Origin of the sequence: Streptomyces sp. NPDC014882, from assembly GCF_043081325.1 — a bacterium.
Lineage (GTDB): Bacteria > Actinomycetota > Actinomycetes > Streptomycetales > Streptomycetaceae > Streptomyces.
The window spans coordinates 861560-879017 of sequence record NZ_JBIBWL010000001.1; the positions used below are offsets into that span (position 1 = coordinate 861560).

General features: G+C 71.7%; 19 protein-coding genes. 8 read left to right on the forward strand and 11 right to left on the reverse strand.

The window, feature by feature from the left end; genetic code table 11:
• Window positions 1–451 precede the first annotated feature (451 nt).
• Window positions 452–1918, forward strand: coding sequence for a sensor histidine kinase (locus ACF09K_RS03840; protein WP_392241035.1), 1467 nt, complete (start codon window positions 452–454; stop codon window positions 1916–1918).
• Window positions 1919–2087: 169 nt separating this feature from the next.
• On the opposite strand, the gene ACF09K_RS03845 is transcribed toward ACF09K_RS03840, so the two are convergent.
• Both ACF09K_RS03845 and ACF09K_RS03850 read right to left on the reverse strand, forming a co-directional pair.
• Entirely contained in the window at window positions 2088–2345 is a 258-nt protein-coding gene (locus tag ACF09K_RS03845; protein WP_006142322.1) for a WhiB family transcriptional regulator, read from the reverse strand.
• Window positions 2346–2664: 319 nt separating this feature from the next.
• Window positions 2665–3633, reverse strand: a complete 969-nt coding sequence (locus ACF09K_RS03850; RefSeq protein ID WP_392240842.1) for a diacylglycerol/lipid kinase family protein — start codon at window positions 3631–3633, stop codon at window positions 2665–2667.
• A 144-nt stretch (window positions 3634–3777) separates the two neighbouring features.
• Here ACF09K_RS03850 and ACF09K_RS03855 point away from each other — a divergent pair, with 144 nt between their 5' ends.
• A complete protein-coding gene (locus tag ACF09K_RS03855) occupies window positions 3778–4302 on the forward strand; it encodes a hypothetical protein (protein WP_392240843.1) in 525 nt (174 codons plus the stop codon).
• Window positions 4303–4332: 30 nt separating this feature from the next.
• Here ACF09K_RS03855 and ACF09K_RS03860 read toward each other — a convergent pair whose 3' ends face one another.
• From ACF09K_RS03860 to ACF09K_RS03870, 3 genes are all read right to left on the reverse strand, one after another.
• Window positions 4333–5466 carry a SigB/SigF/SigG family RNA polymerase sigma factor gene (locus ACF09K_RS03860; RefSeq protein ID WP_392241036.1) on the reverse strand — a complete coding sequence of 378 codons (1134 nt, stop codon included), beginning with the start codon at window positions 5464–5466 and terminating at the stop codon, window positions 4333–4335.
• A 17-nt stretch (window positions 5467–5483) separates the two neighbouring features.
• Window positions 5484–5897, reverse strand: a complete 414-nt coding sequence (locus ACF09K_RS03865; RefSeq protein ID WP_363091016.1) for an anti-sigma regulatory factor — start codon at window positions 5895–5897, stop codon at window positions 5484–5486.
• Between the two features lie 275 nt (window positions 5898–6172).
• On the reverse strand, window positions 6173–6433 hold the full coding sequence (locus ACF09K_RS03870; RefSeq protein WP_392240844.1) for a UBP-type zinc finger domain-containing protein: 261 nt from the start codon (window positions 6431–6433) through the stop codon (window positions 6173–6175).
• A 60-nt stretch (window positions 6434–6493) separates the two neighbouring features.
• Here ACF09K_RS03870 and ACF09K_RS03875 point away from each other — a divergent pair, with 60 nt between their 5' ends.
• A complete protein-coding gene (locus ACF09K_RS03875) occupies window positions 6494–8092 on the forward strand; it encodes a Na+/H+ antiporter (RefSeq protein ID WP_392240845.1) in 1599 nt (532 codons plus the stop codon).
• Here the strand turns inward: ACF09K_RS03875 and ACF09K_RS03880 are convergent.
• The gene (locus tag ACF09K_RS03880; RefSeq protein WP_392240846.1) at window positions 8089–9036 is read right to left on the reverse strand and encodes a 1-aminocyclopropane-1-carboxylate deaminase/D-cysteine desulfhydrase; all 948 of its coding nucleotides are present in this window, start codon (window positions 9034–9036) and stop codon (window positions 8089–8091) included. The two genes, ACF09K_RS03875 and ACF09K_RS03880, sit on opposite strands and share 4 nt — an antisense overlap.
• A gap of 174 nt (window positions 9037–9210) precedes the next feature.
• On the opposite strand from ACF09K_RS03880, the gene ACF09K_RS03885 reads away from it, so the two are divergent.
• From ACF09K_RS03885 to ACF09K_RS03900, 4 genes are all read left to right on the forward strand, one after another.
• Entirely contained in the window at window positions 9211–10617 is a 1407-nt protein-coding gene (locus tag ACF09K_RS03885; protein ID WP_392240847.1) for a family 2B encapsulin nanocompartment shell protein, read from the forward strand.
• A 109-nt stretch (window positions 10618–10726) separates the two neighbouring features.
• Complete coding sequence (locus tag ACF09K_RS03890; RefSeq protein ID WP_392240848.1) at window positions 10727–11851, forward strand: family 2 encapsulin nanocompartment cargo protein polyprenyl transferase; 1125 nt, start codon at window positions 10727–10729, stop codon at window positions 11849–11851.
• Window positions 11852–12144: 293 nt separating this feature from the next.
• On the forward strand, window positions 12145–12729 hold the full coding sequence (locus ACF09K_RS03895; protein ID WP_392240849.1) for a dihydrofolate reductase family protein: 585 nt from the start codon (window positions 12145–12147) through the stop codon (window positions 12727–12729).
• An 18-nt stretch (window positions 12730–12747) separates the two neighbouring features.
• Window positions 12748–12996: a hypothetical protein gene (locus tag ACF09K_RS03900; protein ID WP_392240850.1), complete on the forward strand. Its 249-nt coding sequence runs from the start codon at window positions 12748–12750 to the stop codon at window positions 12994–12996.
• Between the two features lie 30 nt (window positions 12997–13026).
• Here the strand turns inward: ACF09K_RS03900 and ACF09K_RS03905 are convergent, their stop codons facing one another.
• Together ACF09K_RS03905 and sodN are read right to left on the reverse strand one after the other, a co-directional pair.
• Window positions 13027–13779 carry a VOC family protein gene (locus ACF09K_RS03905; RefSeq protein WP_392240851.1) on the reverse strand — a complete coding sequence of 251 codons (753 nt, stop codon included), beginning with the start codon at window positions 13777–13779 and terminating at the stop codon, window positions 13027–13029.
• 181 nt (window positions 13780–13960) lie between these two features.
• Window positions 13961–14356: a superoxide dismutase, Ni gene (sodN, locus tag ACF09K_RS03910; RefSeq protein ID WP_382795104.1), complete on the reverse strand. Its 396-nt coding sequence runs from the start codon at window positions 14354–14356 to the stop codon at window positions 13961–13963.
• Window positions 14357–14501: 145 nt separating this feature from the next.
• On the opposite strand from sodN, the gene sodX reads away from it, so the two are divergent.
• A complete protein-coding gene (sodX, locus tag ACF09K_RS03915) occupies window positions 14502–14936 on the forward strand; it encodes a nickel-type superoxide dismutase maturation protease (protein ID WP_392240852.1) in 435 nt (144 codons plus the stop codon).
• Here sodX and ACF09K_RS03920 read toward each other — a convergent pair.
• The 3 genes from ACF09K_RS03920 to ACF09K_RS03930 form a co-directional block, all read right to left on the reverse strand.
• Window positions 14840–15469 carry a CGNR zinc finger domain-containing protein gene (locus ACF09K_RS03920; protein ID WP_392240853.1) on the reverse strand — a complete coding sequence of 210 codons (630 nt, stop codon included), beginning with the start codon at window positions 15467–15469 and terminating at the stop codon, window positions 14840–14842. The two genes, sodX and ACF09K_RS03920, sit on opposite strands and share 97 nt — an antisense overlap.
• Before the next feature lie 267 nt (window positions 15470–15736).
• Entirely contained in the window at window positions 15737–16510 is a 774-nt protein-coding gene (locus tag ACF09K_RS03925) for an amino acid ABC transporter ATP-binding protein (RefSeq protein ID WP_392240854.1), read from the reverse strand.
• Complete coding sequence (locus ACF09K_RS03930) at window positions 16507–17445, reverse strand: amino acid ABC transporter permease (RefSeq protein WP_392240855.1); 939 nt, start codon at window positions 17443–17445, stop codon at window positions 16507–16509. The genes ACF09K_RS03925 and ACF09K_RS03930 overlap by 4 nt, the downstream gene beginning before the upstream one ends.
• Between the last annotated feature and the right edge of the window lie 13 nt (window positions 17446–17458).

Genomic DNA, 17458 nt, shown 5'->3' on the forward strand with positions numbered 1-17458 from the left:
GGACCGGCGGAGACGGTCGGGTCCGGCCGTGTCCCGGACGGTCCGGAAACCGCCCCGCCAACCGGGTCCGCAGAGGGCCCCGTACAGGCTAGGCTGCGTCATGGATGCCAGGGCTTCCGAATGTCCGCCCCGGCTGACGAAGGCGCAGGCTCCCGCACATGGACAGCCGAAGTGGTCTAGTCCACAATGGTGGGGCCGTACAGCAGACTTCCGCCTTCCCCGCACAGGAAGGCGGACCGAGGACCCGGAGCTCTCTGCCCTGACTGCCCCGGATCCTCACCCTCGGCCGACGGGACCGCACACCCCGCGGCCGGCATTGCTCCGGGCTGCGGTGCCGGGAGGGCTGAGGGTCCCTCTCAGGCGCCGCGGCCCGCGGGTGTCCCCGGGCGTGCGCCGCCGGCGTTTTTAGGCCCCGGACATACCCCCGGGTACGCTCACAGACGTGCCCTCCATGAACGAACTCGTACGCCAGCACACCGCACTCGGCGACTCCGACCTCGAGTGGCTGCACCTGCTGGTCTCGGAGTGGCAGCTGCTCTCCGACCTGTCCTTCGCCGACCTGGTCCTGTGGGTCCCCACGCGCGACGGCGCCCGTTACGTCTCCGTCGCCCAGATGCGCCCCAACACCGGGCCCACCTCCTACCAGGACGACATGGTCGGCCACCTCGTCCCGCGCGGCCGCCGCCCCCTGCTGGACGCCGCCCTCGACGAGGGCCGGATCGTGCGCGAGGGCGACCCGGAGTGGCGCGAGGAGGTCCCCGTCCGGGTCGAGTCGATCCCCGTGCGGCGCGAGGGCCGGGTGCTCGGCGTGATCGCCCGCAACACCAATCTCCTCACCGTGCGCACCCCGAGCCGCCTGGAGCTGACCTACCTCCAGAGCGCCTCGGACCTGGCGCAGATGATCGCGGCCGGCTCCTTCCCCTTCCCCGACCAGCAGATGGACATGGACGCGGCCCCGCGCGTCGGCGACGGCCTGATCCGCCTCGACGCCGACGGGGTCGTCCAGTACGCCTCCCCGAACGCCCTCTCCGCCTACCACCGGATGGGCCTCGCCTCCGACCTGGTCGGCCACAACCTGGGCCTGACCACCGCCGAACTCGCCCCCACCCGGGGGCCGGTGGACGAGGCGCTCGCCAAGGTCGCCAGCGGTTGGGCGCCGCGCGAGTTCGAGGTCGAGGCGCACGACGGCGTCATCCAGTTCCGGGCCATCCCGCTCAAGCCCAAGGGCGTCCGCATCGGCTCGCTCGTCCTGTGCCGGGACGTCACCGAACTGCGCCGCCGCGAGCGTGAGTTGATCACCAAGGACGCGACCATCCGGGAGATCCACCACCGGGTGAAGAACAACCTCCAGACCGTGGCCGCCCTGCTGCGGCTCCAGGCCCGCCGGATCGAGTCCGAGCGGGGCAGGGAGGCACTGGAGGAGGCCGTCCGGCGCGTCGGCTCGATCGCCATCGTCCACGAGACGCTGTCCCAGAACCTGGACGAGCGCGTGGAGTTCGACGAGATCGCCGACCGCGTCCTGGCGATGGTCGCGGAGATCTCGCCGGGCAAGGTGACCGGCCGGCGCACCGGACGCTTCGGCATCCTCGACGCGGAGGTCGCCACCCCGCTGTCCATGGTGCTCACCGAGATCCTCCAGAACGCGCTGGAGCACGGCTTCCGCGAGGGCGACACCGGCACGGTCGAGGTCTCGGCGGTCCGCGGCGGCACCACGAAGGAGGGCCGCCTGCTGGTCACGGTCCAGGACGACGGCGTCGGTCTGCCGGCGGGGTTCGACCCGCACACCTCGGGCAACCTCGGCCTCCAGATCGTACGGACGCTGGTGGAGGGGGAGTTGGGGGGATCCTTCGACATGGTCCCGGCTCCGGAGCGCGGTACGCAGGTGATCCTGGACATTCCGGTGCGGGCCCAGAAGTGACTCCCGGCCGGGCGCAGCACGAAGCCCCGGACCGTTCAGGGGTCCGGGGCTCGGATGCTCGTTGCCAGCGTGTGCTGCGCATCGGGGGTACTGCGCGCTGCGGCTCGGGGGCGGGAGATGCGTACACGCTGTACGCGCCGCCAAGCTCAGGCTTGGGGGGCGGGTGTCGTCAGGCGGAGGCCTGACGGGCCCGGTTGCGGGCGGCGCGGCGCTTCATCGCGCGGCGCTCGTCCTCGCTGAGGCCACCCCAGACGCCGGAGTCCTGGCCGGACTCGAGCGCCCACTGCAGACACTGATCCATAACGGGGCAGCGACGGCAGACGGCCTTGGCTTCCTCGATCTGCAGCAGCGCAGGACCGGTGTTGCCGATGGGGAAGAAGAGCTCGGGGTCTTCCTCGCGGCAAACGGCGTTGTGACGCCAGTCCATGGCTGCTACCTCTCCTTGGTATTACATGCACTTTGCTTGTGAATGTGAACGCTTTCACGAATCCCTCAACAAGTGAAGGGCCATCAGCCAGGTTCCCTGGCGCGGTCCTGTGGATTGAAGAGGGGTTCCGGTGATCAGTGGAGGCCGGTCCTGCGGGCCGTCCCGATCGCCACGTAGAGACTCGCAAACCTCAGCGGCGGATACAACCCCTTCCAGAAAGTTTTTTTTGATTCCTCGGTGTCGACTAGGTCACAGCCGTACTTCCATGGGGTGGACCCTGGTCTAAACGTTCGAGTGAAAGGACTTCAGCCCTTTCTGCTCACACAATCACACGCAGTGCACGGCGTACGCCTGTGAACGTCACGCTGGTACGCAGCCCCAGGTGGTCACCGTCCATCTGAAGGGGCAGCGGGACCTTCGAATGCAAGGTGAACTGGTCCAGATCGTGCAGGGAGACCGCGTGCTTGCCATGAGGTCCCCGCTCGGGGGACGAAGTGAGCAACTGGGTCCCATACCGGACAACCGAAGCCGTGGACAGACGGCTGAGACCGAGTACGTCGAGCCCGGTATCGAACGAGGCCTTAGGTGAGGCGTACACCGGACGATTGCCCAGATAGGTCCACGGAGCCGTGTTGCACACGATGGACAGCACCAAATCGGTCACCGGATCCGCGCCCGGCCGCTCCAGCGTGATCGAACCCTGCCGGCGCTGCGGCTCGCCGAGGAGCTGGCGCACGGCCTGGCGGATGTAGAGCGCGTGGGTGGACCTGCGGCCGCGCTCACGCTGCTGTTCGACCCGGCCGACGACCCCGGCGTCGAAACCGAGACCGGCGTTGAAGGTGAACCAGCGCGCCGGCACCGCTTCGTCCTCGGTGCCGGGCGTACCGGAGGTGAGCCCCAGTCCGACCGTGCGCTCCCTGCCCTCGCGCAGCGCGTCGAGCAGGGCGCCGGTCGCCTCGACGGGATCGTTGGGCAGGCCGAGGGCGCGGGCGAAGACATTGGTGGAGCCGCCGGGGACCACGGCGATGCCGGGCAGGTTCTCGGGGTCGGGTCCGGCGTGCAGCAGCCCGTTGACCACCTCGTTGATGGTGCCGTCGCCGCCGAGGGCGACGACCATGTCTATGTCGTCGCTCTGCGCGGCCTGTCGCCCCAGGTCCCGCGCGTGCCCGCGGTACTCGGTGGTGACCGCCTCCAGCTTCATCTCGCTGGCGAGCGCGTGGATGAGGACGTCACGCGTCCGTGCACTGGTAGTGGTTGCTGCCGGATTGACCACGAGAAGTGCACGCATGGAGGGCAGCGTACCTACTGGGTGGTACCGGGACACAAGGCCGAACGGGGATCGGCCCCCGCCCACGGAGTGAGCCGTGACACGAGGGGGCGCGGGGCCGGAGGGGACCGGGCCGGGCCGGAGGAGGGCGGCTACCCTTCTGGGGTGAGCAGCGAGCGGAACCCCGCCACCCCGGAGACCCCGAAGCCCCCGAGAACCACGGAGAACGCCGGGAAGACCGGGAACGCCGGGAACGCGGAGGAAACGGAACCCGCGGGCCCCCGTCCGCGCCGTCTGACGTACGCCGCCGCGCTCGTCGCCCTGGAAGGGCTGGCGCTGGTCGTCGGCGGGCTCTGGATCCTCGTCCTCGGCATCACCGGGGACCCCGACGACCGGCAGCAGGCCGTCACCGGCGGGGTGACGCTGCTGGCCCTCGCCCTGCTGCCCCTGCTCGCCGCCCGCGGGCTGCTGGGCTGCCGGAGCTGGAGCCGCGGGCCGGCCGTCATCACCCAGATCATGGCGCTGCCCGTCGCCTACAACCTGCTCCAGGCCGACAGCATGGCGATCCCGGCGGGCATCGCGCTGGCCGCGGCCGCCGTCGCCGCGCTGGTCCTGATCGTCAACGGCGAGACGACCCGGGCCCTCGGCATCCGGGGACCCGGCGACGCGGGCGGCGCGGAGAAGAAGTAGCGGCCTCGACGGGACCCCGCCGCGGCAGGGTCACTCCTCGACGAGCAGCTTCTCCCGCAGCTGGGCCAGCGTGCGCGCCAGCAGGCGGGAGACGTGCATCTGGGAGATGCCGACCTCCTGCGCGATCTGCGACTGCGTCATGTTGCCGAAGAAGCGCAGCAGCAGGATCCGCTTCTCGCGCGGCGGCAGATCCTCCAGGAGCGGCTTGAGCGACTCGCGGTACTCGACCCCCTCCAGCGCCTCGTCCTCGGCACCGAGGGTGTCGGCGACCGCCGGCGACTCGTCGTCGGTGTCGGGGACGTCGAGCGACAGGGTGGAGTAGGCGTTGGCCGACTCCAGGCCCTCCAGGACCTCCTCCTCCGAGATCGCCAGCCTCTCGGCCAGCTCGTGCACGGTCGGGGAGCGGCCGTGCAGCTGGGACAGCTCGGCCGTGGCCGTCGTCAGCGACAGCCGCAGCTCCTGGAGCCGGCGCGGCACCCGCACCGCCCAGCCCTTGTCACGGAAATGCCGCTTGATCTCACCGACGACCGTCGGCGTCGCGTACGTCGAGAACTCCACGCCGCGGTCCGGGTCGAAGCGGTCGACCGACTTGATCAGGCCGATGGTGGCGACCTGCGTGAGGTCGTCCAGCGGCTCCCCGCGGTTGCGGAAGCGGCGGGCGAGGTGCTCGACGAGCGGCAGGTGCATGCGGACCAGCTGGTTGCGCAGCTCCGCGTACTCCGGGCTGCCCTCCCTCAGTCCGCGCAGCTCGACGAACTTCGCGCGTGCCCCGCTGCGGTCCTGGGGCTCGCGCGCCTGGGGCACCGGCTGCTGGGGCGCGAGCCGGTGCGGTGCGGGCTGCTGAGGGTCGTGCCGGGTGCCCGGCACGCCGCCGTGTTCGTGGTCTCGCTCGTGCTCGCTCATCGTCCCGCCCGTCGCCCTGTGTCGAGCCTCTTTCTCGGCCCGGCCCGGGGTGCCCCCGATCCGCCTCTCCCGAGGCGGCTCCTGCTCGGCACTCCCGGGGAAGCCGGTCCCCGTGGAGGCCGGGTCGTCCTCCGGATGCGGCCGGGCCTGCTCGGGAATGCCGTCGATGCCGTCCGCCATGCGTCGGGAACCGTCCGCCGAGACCGCCGTCCCGGCGCTCTCGGCCGGCAGTTCCCATGTGCCGCGCTCTTCGTCCCGCACCGGCCCGTCCCCGTTCGTCACGCCGGCCCGGGTCCCGCGCCGCGCTGTTTGTAGAGGCTGATCGAAACGGTTCTGTCCTCGTCCACGGCGGAGGAGACCTTGCCCGCGAGGGCGGACAGCACGGTCCACGCGAACGTGTCGCGCGCGGGGGCGTGCCCGTCGGTGGTCGGCGCCGAGACGGTGACCTCCAGCGAGTCGTCGATCAGACGGAAGACACAACTGAGCACCGAACCGGGCACGGCCTGCTGGAGCAGGATCGCGCAGGCCTCGTCCACCGCGATGCGCAGGTCCTCGATCTCGTCCAGGGTGAAGTCCAAACGGGCCGCGAGGCCGGCCGTGGCCGTCCGCAGCACCGACAGGTAGGCACCCGCAGCCGGCAGCCGGACTTCCACGAAGTCCTGGGTCGCGGGCTCGCCTGCGATCTGGGACACCCTCACCTCCAAGGTGGTACAAGCTTTCCGGGGGCCGAGGGTCGCCCCCCGGGGTAACGCGTGTGTGGTGCAGCGGTGACGCTACCGCGCCCTCATCCGTCCTGTCCCGGGACCCCGACCCCTCACCGTCACTCACAGTAAAGCTGTGAATACGCTCCGTGTCTAGGGGTCTGTCGGCCCAAAAGGGAACAGGGCGCGCCGGGTTGACGTACCCAGGCGTCAGATGCCCGAACCGTACCCGGTCGACGGACGGACCGTCCCCGGCGCGGCACGGCTCAGACGAGGACGTGGTCGACGAAGCACCAGCGCCAGTTCTCACCGGGTTCGAAGGTCCGCATGATCGGATGACCCGAGTCCTTGTGGTGCTCCGTGGCGTGCCGACCCGGCGAGGAGTCGCAGCAGCCCACGTGGCCGCACGTCATGCAGAGCCGTAGTTGCACCGGGGCGGTGCCGTCGCGCAGGCACTCCGGACACGTCTCGCCGAGCGGGACGGGTTCGGGGTGCGGCAGCGCTTCGGCGTGCGTGCACTGTTTCATGATTGCCAGATTACGACGGTCGCGCGGACGGCCGCGCGGAAAAACGAGGGTGGGCGGGACATGGACGTGATGCCACTGCTGTTGCTGGTGGCGGGCAGTGCGGCGGTCGCCGGGGCGGCCCGGCGCACACCGGTGCCGGCGCCGCTGCTGCTCGTCGCCGTGGGACTGGCCGTGTCGTACGTCCCCGGGGTGCCGGACTACACCCTCGACCCCGACATCGTGCTGCCGCTCCTGCTGCCCCCGCTGCTGTACACCTCCGCCACCGACAGCTCCTACCTCGACCTCCGTGCCCAGTTGCGGCCCGTGGCGCTGCTGTCGGTGGGATACGTCCTCTTCGCGACCCTCGCCGTCGGGTGGGCCGCCCACCTGATGGTCCCCGGACTGCCGCTGACCGCGGCGCTGGTGCTGGGCGCGGTGGTGGCGCCGCCGGACGCGGTCGCGGCGACGGCGGTGGCGCGCCGGGTGGGCCTGCCGTCGAAAGTGACCACGATCCTCCAGGGCGAGTCCCTGCTGAACGACGCGACCGCGATCACCGCCTACAAGGTGGCCCTCGCGGTCGTCGTCGGCGAGGGCGCGTCCTGGTCCGGCGGGGTCAGGGAGTTCCTGGTCGCGGCGGTCGGCGGCACCGCCGTCGGCCTGATCCTGATGGCCCCGCTGCACTGGCTGCGCACCCACCTGAGGGAACCGCTCCTCCAGAACACCCTCTCCCTGCTCATCCCGTTCGTCGCGTACGCGGCCGCCGAGCAGTTCCACGCCTCCGGCGTCATCGCCGTCGTCGTCGTCGCCCTCTATCTCGGCCACCGCGCGTGGGAGGTGGACTTCGCCACCCGGCTCCAGGAGGAGGCGGTGTGGAAGATGGTCGCCTTCGTGCTGGAGTCGGCGGTCTTCGCCCTGATCGGCCTGCAGCTCCAGATCGTCCTCAGGGGCCTCGGCGACTACGAGGGCCTGGACGCCGGCCTGTACGCGGTCGCCCTCTTCCTCGTGGTCGTGGCGGTCCGCTTCCTGTGGGTGTACCCGGCGACCTTCCTGCCCCGGCTGCTGTCGGCACGCGTCCGCGCGCGCGAGGAGAACCCGACCTGGCGGGGACCGCTGGTCATCGGCTGGGCCGGCATGCGCGGCGTGGTGTCGCTGGCCATCGCCTTCTCCATCCCCGTCACCGTGGACCACGGCGGGGCGCCCTTCCCGCACCGCAACCTGATCCTCTTCCTGACCTTCACCACGGTCATCGGCACCCTGGTCGTGCAGGGGCTCACCCTGCCCCCGCTGATCCGCCTGCTGAAGTTCCCCGGCCCCGGCCCGCAGGCCGCCACGCTCGCCGAGGCCAACGCGCAGGCCCAGGCCTCCCGGGTCGCCGAGCGGCGGCTGGAGGAACTGCTGTCCGACGAACGCAACGCCCTGCCCCCGCCCCTCGCCGACCGCCTGCGCACCGTCCTCGAACGCCGCCGCAACGCCGTCTGGGAACGCCTCGGCCAGGTCAATCCGGTCACCGGCGAGACCGTCGACGACACCTACCGCCGGCTGTCCCGCGAGATGATCAGCGCCGAGCGGGAGGTCTTCGTGCGGCTGCGCGACGGCCGCCACATCGACGACGAGATGCTGCGGACGCTGCTGCGCAGGCTCGACCTGGAGGAGGCCGCCGCCTACCGGGAGGCGGGTTAGGAGCCTTCGTCAGGACCGGGCCGGCGGGCCGGTCGGGAGGGGAACGGTGCTCCCGTCACGACCGCCGCGAGCCGCGTCCCGCGGGGGAAGGCGCCCTCCTCGGCGAGGGCGACGAGTCCGTACAGCGACTTGGCGACATAGAGGCGCTCGACCGGCAGGCCGTGCCGCTCCTCGAAGTCCCGTGCGAAGTCCTCGAGGGCCGGCGTGGTGCGGGCGTACCCGCCGAAGTGGAAGCGCTCGTCCAGCCGCCAGTCGCCCACCGGGCCGCCGAAGGCCTCCCGCTGCAGGGCCCGTATCGCGTCGCCGAGGAAGCCGCCCTTGAGGACCGGTATGCCGAGGGCCCGCCGGCCGGGGCCCAGGCCGGCGGCGAGGCCTGCGAGGGTGCCGCCGGTGCCGCAGGCGAGGGCCACGACGTCGGCGTGGGCGCGCAGCTCCTCGCCGAGGGCCCGGCAGCCGCGGACGGCCGGCGCGTTGCTGCCGCCCTCGGGCACCACGTGGGCGTCCTCGGCGCCCGCCGCGCGCAGGACCGCCGCCAGCGTGGCGGGGTCGGCCTTGCGGCGGTAGGCCGCCCGGTCGACGAAGTGCAGCCGCATGCCGTCGGCCGCGCAGCGGGCCAGGGAGGGGTTCAGCGGGCGGCCGGCCAGCTCGTCGCCGCGCACCACCCCGACCGTGGGCAGGCCCAGCAGCCGGCCGGCGGCGGCCGTCGCCCGCAGATGGTTGGAGTACGCGCCCCCGAACGTGACGACCGGCCGCCCGGCCGCCGCCTCCAGGTTCGGCACGAGCTTGCGCCACTTGTTGCCGATCAGCTCCGGGTGGATCAGGTCGTCCCGCTTGAGGAGCAGCCGTACGCCGTGCCGGGCGAACCGGTCGTCGGCCACCTCCTCCAACGGTGAGGGTAGCCGGGGGCGCAGTGCGCCGGAGTCGAACGGAACGGGCCTGGTCACCCCGCCATTGTCGAACACCGCGCGGACGGAAACCCGCCGTGCCCACACCGCCGATGATCCATTCCCGCTCTTTCGGGTAATGGCACGAACACACTGGGTGATGGAAGGCTTGCCGGTGAGAACAGTGCGCCGGAGCAGTACGGCTCCTGCGTGTCACCGGGAGGGCAATTCTCTATGTCGGTAGGCGAAGAAGTCCGCGCCGAGCAGGGCAAGCCGCAGCAGAGCCTCGGCACCGCGGCCGCGCGGAACCTGGCCACCACCACCAAGTCCGTACCGCAGATGCAGGAGATCAGCTCCCGCTGGCTGCTGCGGAACCTGCCCTGGGTCGACGTGCAGGGCGGCACGTACCGGGTGAACCGGCGCCTGACGTACGCCGTCGGTGACGGCCGCGTCACCTTCGTCAAGACCGGAGACCGTGTCGAGGTCATCCCCGCGGAGCTGGGCGAGCTGCCCGCGCTGCGGTCCTACGAGGACGAGGACGTCCTCTCGGAGCTGGCCTCCCGCTGCCGGCAGCGGGAGTACGCGCCGGGCGAGGTCGTCGTCTCCTTCGGCAGCCGGACCGACAAGGTCTACCTCCTCGCGCACGGCAGGGTCGAGAAGGTCGGCACCGGCCCCTACGGCGACGACCAGGTCCTCGGGGTCCTCGCCGACGGCGCGTACTTCGGCGACCAGGCGCTGCTCGACCCGGACGCCATCTGGGAGTACACCGCCCGCGCGGACACCGCCTGCACCGTGCTGATCCTGTCGCGCCAGGACTTCGAGCAGGTCGCCGAGCGCGCCGACTCGCTGGCCGGGCACCTGCGCGGCCTGCGCTCGATCCCCGCGCAGCCGACCAACCGCTACGGCGAGAAGGCCGTCGACCTGGCCGCGGGGCACGCCGGTGAGCCGGACATCCCGCACACCTTCGTCGACTACGAGGCCCGGCCGCGCGAGTACGAGCTGAGCATCGCCCAGACCGTCCTGCGCATCCACTCCCGGGTGGCCGACCTGTACAACCAGCCGATGAACCAGACCGAGCAGCAGCTGCGGCTGACGGTCGAGGCGCTGAAAGAGCGCCAGGAGCACGAGCTGGTCAACAACCGTGAGTTCGGCCTGCTCCACAACTGCGAGTACGACCAGCGGATCCAGCCGCACGACGGCGTGCCGGGCCCGGACGACCTCGACGAACTGCTCAGCCGCCGGCGCGGCACCAAGATGCTCCTCGCCCACCCGCGCGCGATCGCCGCGATCGGCCGCGAGCTCAACAAGCGGGGGCTCGTCCCCGAGACGATCGACGTCGCCGGCAACCGGATCCCCACCTGGCGCGGGGTGCCGATCTACCCGTGCAACAAGATCCCGGTGACCGAGGCCCGCACCAGCTCGATCATCGCGATGCGTCTCGGCGAGCAGGACCAGGGCGTCATCGGCCTGCGCCAGTCCGGCATCCCGGACGAGATCGAGCCGAGCCTGTCCGTGCGGTTCATGGGCATCAACGAGCAGGCCGTCATCAAGTACCTGGTCACGGCCTACTACTCGGCGGCGGTACTGGTTCCGGACGCGCTGGGCGTGCTGGAGAACGTCGAGATCGGCCGCTGGCGGTGACCTCGCCCGTGCGGACGCCGTGTCCCCGCCCACCCGGGCGGGTACACCCAGGGGGTGCGTGCGGGGCCGCGCACCCGCCGCCGTGCGCGGACCCGGCGAGGGGGACCCGATGACCGAGTACGTGACGCGGACCAGACCGCACCCCGGCGGGGCACGGGGGAGGGGAAGGGCCGTTCCGAGCCGGACCGACAGCGGCCCCGACGCGCTCGACGGGCACGAGGCGGCCGCGATCCTGGAGGAGACCCGGGGTTTCGTCGACCCCGTGCTCCGTGCGGCGATCGACTCGCTGCCCGGCTCGATGCGGCGGATCTCGCTCTACCACTTCGGCTGGGAGCAGGCGGACGGCACACCGGCCGCGGGCAACGCGGGCAAGGCGATCCGGCCCGCGCTGGTGCTCGCCGCGGCCACCGCGCTCGGCGGCCCGGCGGCCGGGACGGCGGCTCTCCCGGCGGCCGCCGCCGTCGAACTGATCCACAACTTCACGTTGTTGCACGACGACGTGATGGACCGCGACACCACCCGTCGGCACCGGCCCACGGCCTGGACGGTGTTCGGTGACGCGGACGCCGTCCTCGCCGGGGACGCGCTCCACGCGCTCGCTCTCGGGATGCTCGCCGCGCACCCGCATCCGGCGTCCTCGGCCGCCGTCGCCCGGCTCGCGGACTGCGTGATCGAGCTCTGCGCCGGCCAGCACTCGGACACCGCCCTGGAGAAACGGGGCCCGGCCGAGGTCACCCTCGACGAGGTGCTCGCCATGGCCGAGGCCAAGACGGGGGCCCTGCTCGGCTGCGCCTGCGCCCTCGGCGCGCTGTACGCAGGGGCGGCCGGGGAGGACGTCGAGGCGCTGGACGCGTTCGGCCGTCAGGCCGGGCTCGCCTTCCAGCTCATCGACGACGTGATCGGCATATGGGGGGACCCGCGGCACACCGGCAAGCCGGCCGGCGCCGACCTGGCCGCCCGCAAGAAGTCCCTGCCGGTGATCGCCGCACTCGGCTCCGCCACCCCGGCCGCCGTGGAACTGGCGGAGCTGTACGCGGCCCCCCGCGAGCAGGGGGACGACGTGGAGCGCATGGCCCTGGCCGTCGAGCGGGCCGGCGGCCGGGAATGGGCCCAGGAGCAGGCGGCGGACCGCATGGCCCGGGCGGTGTCCGAGCTGGCCCGCGCCGTCCCGGACCCGGAAGCGGCGGGCGGTCTGCTGTCCCTGGCGGAGTTCGTGACGCGCCGCAGCCTGTGAGGGGAGGCCCCACCGAGGCGGTCCTCGCCTCTCGCGGTCCCCGGACCTCCGGGACCGTACGGCTCCTGACCCCGTACGGTTCCGGTGGTCCGGTCCGGCGGGCCCCGCGCCTCCCCACGGCGCGCGGGGCCCGCCTCTTCGCGTGCAGGGGCCCGCGCTCCGCACCCCCGCCATGCGGAACCTCCTCTCCCACTTGTCGCGGTGGCCGGTCCGGTCCGGGGAAACACTTGTCATCACTACAGATGAAGTACTACAACTGGAGTTGTTCTGTTCGACCACGGAAAGAGACCGGCTTGCGCAAGCTCACCTACTACATCGCCTGCTCCATCGACGGCTTCATCGGAGACCCGCAGGGCGACGCGTCGTCGATGTTCGCCTTCCTGGACGAGGAGTTCCTCGGCTACCTCGCCTCGGAGTATCCGGACACCATCCCCGTCCAGGGCCGTGAGCAGATGGGCCTCGAGGGCGCCGGGAACCCGAACTTCGACACCGTGGTCCAGGGCCGGGCCAGCTACCAGCTCGCCCTCGACGCGGGCATCACCAGCCCCTACGGCCACCTGCGCGAGTTCGTCGCCTCCCGCACCCTCGGTCCCTCGCCCGACCCGAACGTCGAGATCATCGACACGGACCTGGTCGCCCGGGTGCGCCGGCTCAAGGCCGAGGACGGCGAGCTGGGCATCTGGCTCTGCGGCGGCTCACGCGTCGCGGGCGAACTGCTCGACGAGATCGACGAACTCGTCATCAAGACCTACCCGCAGGTCTACGGCTCCGGCCTGCCGATGTTCGGCGCCGGCTTCTCCGTGACCGACTTCAGCCTGGAGTCGGTGCGCTCCTTCTCCAATGGCGTCCTCGTCCGCAGATACGCGCGGAAGCGCTGACCGGCCTACCCTGAGGACATGGACAGGGAAAAGCACGTCTGTCCCGACTGCGGGCAGACCGTGGACACGGTGGTCCGGCGCCACAAGACGCTGGGCGCATGGGTACCGCGCTGGGCGGCGGGCCCGTGCCACAACCCCGACTGCGCGTCGTTCCTCGAACCCGGCACCGCGCAGCACGGCCACTTCGAACCCGCCGACCGGCACGGCCACCCCAAGGCTCCGGAACGCGCCGACGAGCCCGGCACCCCCGCCGCCCCCGCCTCCTGACGCCAGTCCGGCCGCGCGGTCCCCGGCGCCCTAACCGCGCGGCAGCCCGCCCGTCTCCGCGTCGCGGCCGGTCAGGCAGTACAGGCCGCCCGCCGGATCGCGCAGCACCGTCCAACGGGGGTGGGCGGCGACGAACCACGCGCCCAGCCGCTCGTGCCGGGCCCGCACCGCCTCGATGTCCGGGCCGCACGCGAGGTCGAGGTGGGCGGAGACCGGCCGCTCCTCGCCGAGGCGCTGGAGCAGGATCCGCACGGGCAGTCCCGGCGGCGGCGCCACCACGTGGAACTCCGGCAGGGAGCCGGACCGGGACGCCCAGTCGGGCAGGAGCCGGCCCCAGAAGGCGACCTCGGCGTCGTACGCGGACGGCGGTATGTCGATGCTGACCTGGTCCAGGCGGCTGCCGGCCACCACGGGCGGGCGGACGGACCCGCCGTCCCAGGGGACCGCGCAGAACGGCTGGCCGGCGGGGGAGCGCAGCACGGCCCAGCCGTCGTGGGCGGCGACCGTGCGCGCGCCCGCGTCCAGCGCCGCCGCGACGAAGGCCGCCACGTCCTCGACGCAGAGGTCGAGGTGCGCCCCGCCCGCCCCGTGCGCGACCGCCTGCGCCTTCACGCAGGCGTCGGCCCCCTCGGGCAGGAGGGTGACGAACTCGCCCCCGTCCCCGCGGGGCTCGGACAGGACCGTGCCGGTGACGGCGGTCCAGAACGCGCAGGCCCGCTCGAAGCGCTCGGCGGGCCGGTCGAGGAAGGCGTACGTCCAGCGGACGCGGGTGGGGGAGCTCATGCGGCGATCGTAGGCCGGTGCGCGCCCGGAACCGCCCCGGTTCTCCCGGGCGTCCGCAGGGGCCGCGGTCACCGTCCCGGGCACGGCGAAGGGGCCCGGTCGTGTGCCGACCGGGCCCCTCGACGAAGTCCCTCGTCCTGCGGTGGTGCACCGACCGCCGGTGTCGGGAACGGCCCGGGTGTCAGGCCTTCTTGGTCTCCCAGAAGATCTTGTCGATCTCGGCGATGAGTTCCAGCGCCTTCTCGCCCGTCTTCGGGTCGGTCGACGCCTTCGCGGCCGACAGGGCCTTGAGGGTGTCGTTGACCAGCTGGTGCAGCTGGGGGTACTTCTCGAAGTGCGGGGGCTTGAAGTAGTCGCTCCACAGCACGGAGACGTGGTGCTTCGCGAGCTCGGCGCGCTGCTCCTTGATGACGGTGGCGCGCGTCTGGAAGTGCGGGTCGTCGTTGGCGGCCATCTTCTCCTGCACGGCCTTCACCGACTCCGCCTCGATGCGGGCCTGGGCCGGGTCGTACACGCCGCAGGGCAGGTCGCAGTGCGCGCTGACCGTGACCTTGGGGGCAAACAGGCGGGAAAGCATGGAGCGTTCCTTCCTCGTGATCGTCTTCTCAGGTGGGACATTACTCCCTGAGGGAGGGGTTTTCGCGAGTGCCCCCATGGGCTTAGGGCAAAAGTCCGGGTCAGACTGGGACTGGTGGAGGAACGGACCAGGGGAGGTGCCGGCGATGCCGGAGCCGTCGCAGGACGCCGAGCGCGGGAGGGCCACCGCGCCGTTCGGACTGGCCGAGGTGACCGGCCCGTCCATGGTTCCCACGCTGCACCACGGCGATCAGCTGGTGGTGCGGTACGGGGCCCGGGTGCGGCCGGGGGACGTGATCGTGCTGCGGCACCCCTTCCAGCAGGACCTGCTCGTCGTCAAGCGGGCCGTGGAGCGCCGCGACGGCGGCTGGTGGGTGCTCGGCGACAACGCGTTCGCCGGCGGCGACAGCACCGACTACGGCACCGTGCCCGACGAGCTGATCCTCGGGAAGGTGCGGTTCCGCTACCGGCCCCGGAAGGCGGGTCAGCGTTCGCCGCTGGCGGCGCTTCGCTGGGCGCTCTCCGCGGCCAGGCCCGTGCTCGCCGACCGGTCGGCCTCCAGGCGTTTGCGGGCGCGGTAGGCGGCCACGTTGGCGCGGGTCGCGCAGCGGTCGGAGCAGTAGCGCCGGGAGCGGTTCGTGGAGGTGTCCAGGTAGGCGTTGCGGCACGGGCTCGCCTCGCACAGGCCCAGCCGGTCGACGCCGTACTCCGTCAGGTGGAAGGCCAGGCCCATCGCGGCGATGGCCGCGAAGCCGGCGGTCGCGTTCGACGGGTGGTCGGCGAGGTGCATGTGCCACAGCGGGCGGTCGTCGCCGTCGCGGTGGTCGTGCCCGGAGATCTGCGGGCTGACCGGGAACTCCAGCAGGAGGGAGTTCAGCAGGTCGACGGCGAGGGTCTCGTCACCGCTGTCGGCCGCCTCGAAGACCGCGCGCAGCCGGGCCCGGACCGAGCGGAACCGGGTGACGTCCGCGTCGGTGGCGCGGCGGGCCGCCGACGTGTTGCCGCCGAACAGGCCGCGGACGGCCTCGACCGAGGTCAGCGAGTCCTTGCCCCGGGCCGGTTCCTCGCTGTTGACGAGGCGGACGGCGTAGTCCGAGTAATAGGCCAGTTCCACGTGAAGTCCTTACGGATGGGCTCTGTGCTCGTCGGTGCGGCCGGGTAACGGCTGATTGCGCCCCCAGGGTATTACGCCGACGGCGCGGAAGCGGGCTCCCCGCTCCACGGCGACCCGTTCTCGGCCACCGCCACCACCACCGTTTCGCCACTGTCACCGCCACCGCCACCGCCACCGCCACCGTCACCGGAACGACGCGAGGGGCGGTACCGGGATCTGCTCCCGTACCGCCCCTCGGCCGTGCGTCGCGGCCGCTCGGAGAACCGGTCAGAGGACCTTGGACAGGAACGCCTGGGTCCGCTCGTGCTGCGGGTTGGTCAGGACCTCGCGCGGGTCGCCGGACTCGACCACCACACCGCCGTCCATGAAGACCAGGCTGTCGCCGACCTCGCGGGCGAAGCCCATCTCGTGCGTGACGACGACCATCGTCATGCCGGACTCCGCCAGGTCGCGCATGACGTCGAGGACGTCACCGACCAGCTCCGGGTCCAGCGCCGAGGTCGGCTCGTCGAACAGCATCAGCTTCGGGTCCATGGCCAGGGCACGGGCGATGGCCACGCGCTGCTGCTGACCGCCGGAGAGCTGCGAGGGATAGTTGCCGGCCTTGTCGCCGAGGCCGACCCGCTCCAGGAGCTGCATGGCGCGCTCCCTGGCCTGGCCCTTGTTCTGGCGCTTGACCTGGACCGGGGCCTCCATGACGTTCTCGACGGCGGTCATGTGCGGGAAGAGGTTGAACCGCTGGAACACCATGCCGATGTCCCGGCGCTTCAGCGCGACCTCGCTGTCCTTGAGCTCGTACAGCTTGTCGCCCTTCTGGCGGTAGCCGACCAGCTCGCCGTCGACGTACAGGCGCCCGGCGTTGACCTTCTCCAGGTGGTTGATGCACCGCAGGAAGGTCGACTTGCCGGAGCCGGACGGGCCGATCAGGCAGAACACCTCACCGGAGTCCACCTGGAGGTCGATGCCCTTGAGGACCTCGACGGGGCCGAAGGACTTGTGGACTCCCTCGGCCTTCACCATGGGGTGGGAAGGCTGCGTCATGCCGGGACTCCCTTCGAGCGGCGCGTCGGCAGGACGGCGGCCCTGACGCGCTGGAGCGGCGTGGGCGGCAGGCTGCGGCTCGAACCGCGCGCGTAGTACCGCTCGACGTAGTACTGCCCCACGCTCAGGATCGAGGTCATGATCAGGTACCAGGCGGCGGCGAGGAAGTACATCTCCACCGTGGAGCCGGCGTTCTGACCGATGTCCTGGGCCTCCTTGAAGAGGTCGGCGAACTGCACCGCCGAGACGAGTGAGGTCGTCTTCAGCATGTTGATGACCTCGTTGCCCGTCGGCGGCACGATCACCCGCATCGCCTGCGGGATGACGATCCGGCGGAGCGTCTTGGTGTGGCTCATGCCGAGCGCCTGCGACGCCTCCGTCTGCCCCTCGTCGACCGAGAGCAGGCCGGCGCGGCAGATCTCGGCCATGTAGGCGGCCTCGTTCAGGCCCAGGCCGAGGAGCGCCGTCAGCAGCGGCGTCATGAACGACGACCAGTAGTCCTTGTAGATCGGACCCAGGTTGATGTACTCGAAGACCAGGCCCAGGTTGAACCAGACGAACAGCTGGACCAGGACCGGGGTGCCGCGGAAGAACCAGATGTAGAACCAGGCGACCGACGAGGTCACGGGGTTCTTCGACAGCCGCATCACGGCGAGCAGGATGCCGCCGGCGATGCCGATCACCATGGACAGCACGGTGAGCAGCAGGGTGTTCCAGACGCCGTGCAGGATGCGGTCGTCGAAGAAGTAGTCGGGGATCGCGCCCCAGTTGATGTTGCCCTGCGCGAAGGCGTAGACGACCGCGCCGAGCAGGGCCAGTGCGACGACCGCCGAAACGTATCGCCCCGGGTGCCGGACCGGGATGGCCTTGATGGCCTCCGGCCCGGCGGGGGGCGTCGCGTCGGGACCGTCCGTCTTGTTGACGTCAACAGTCACGGGTGGAGCCTTT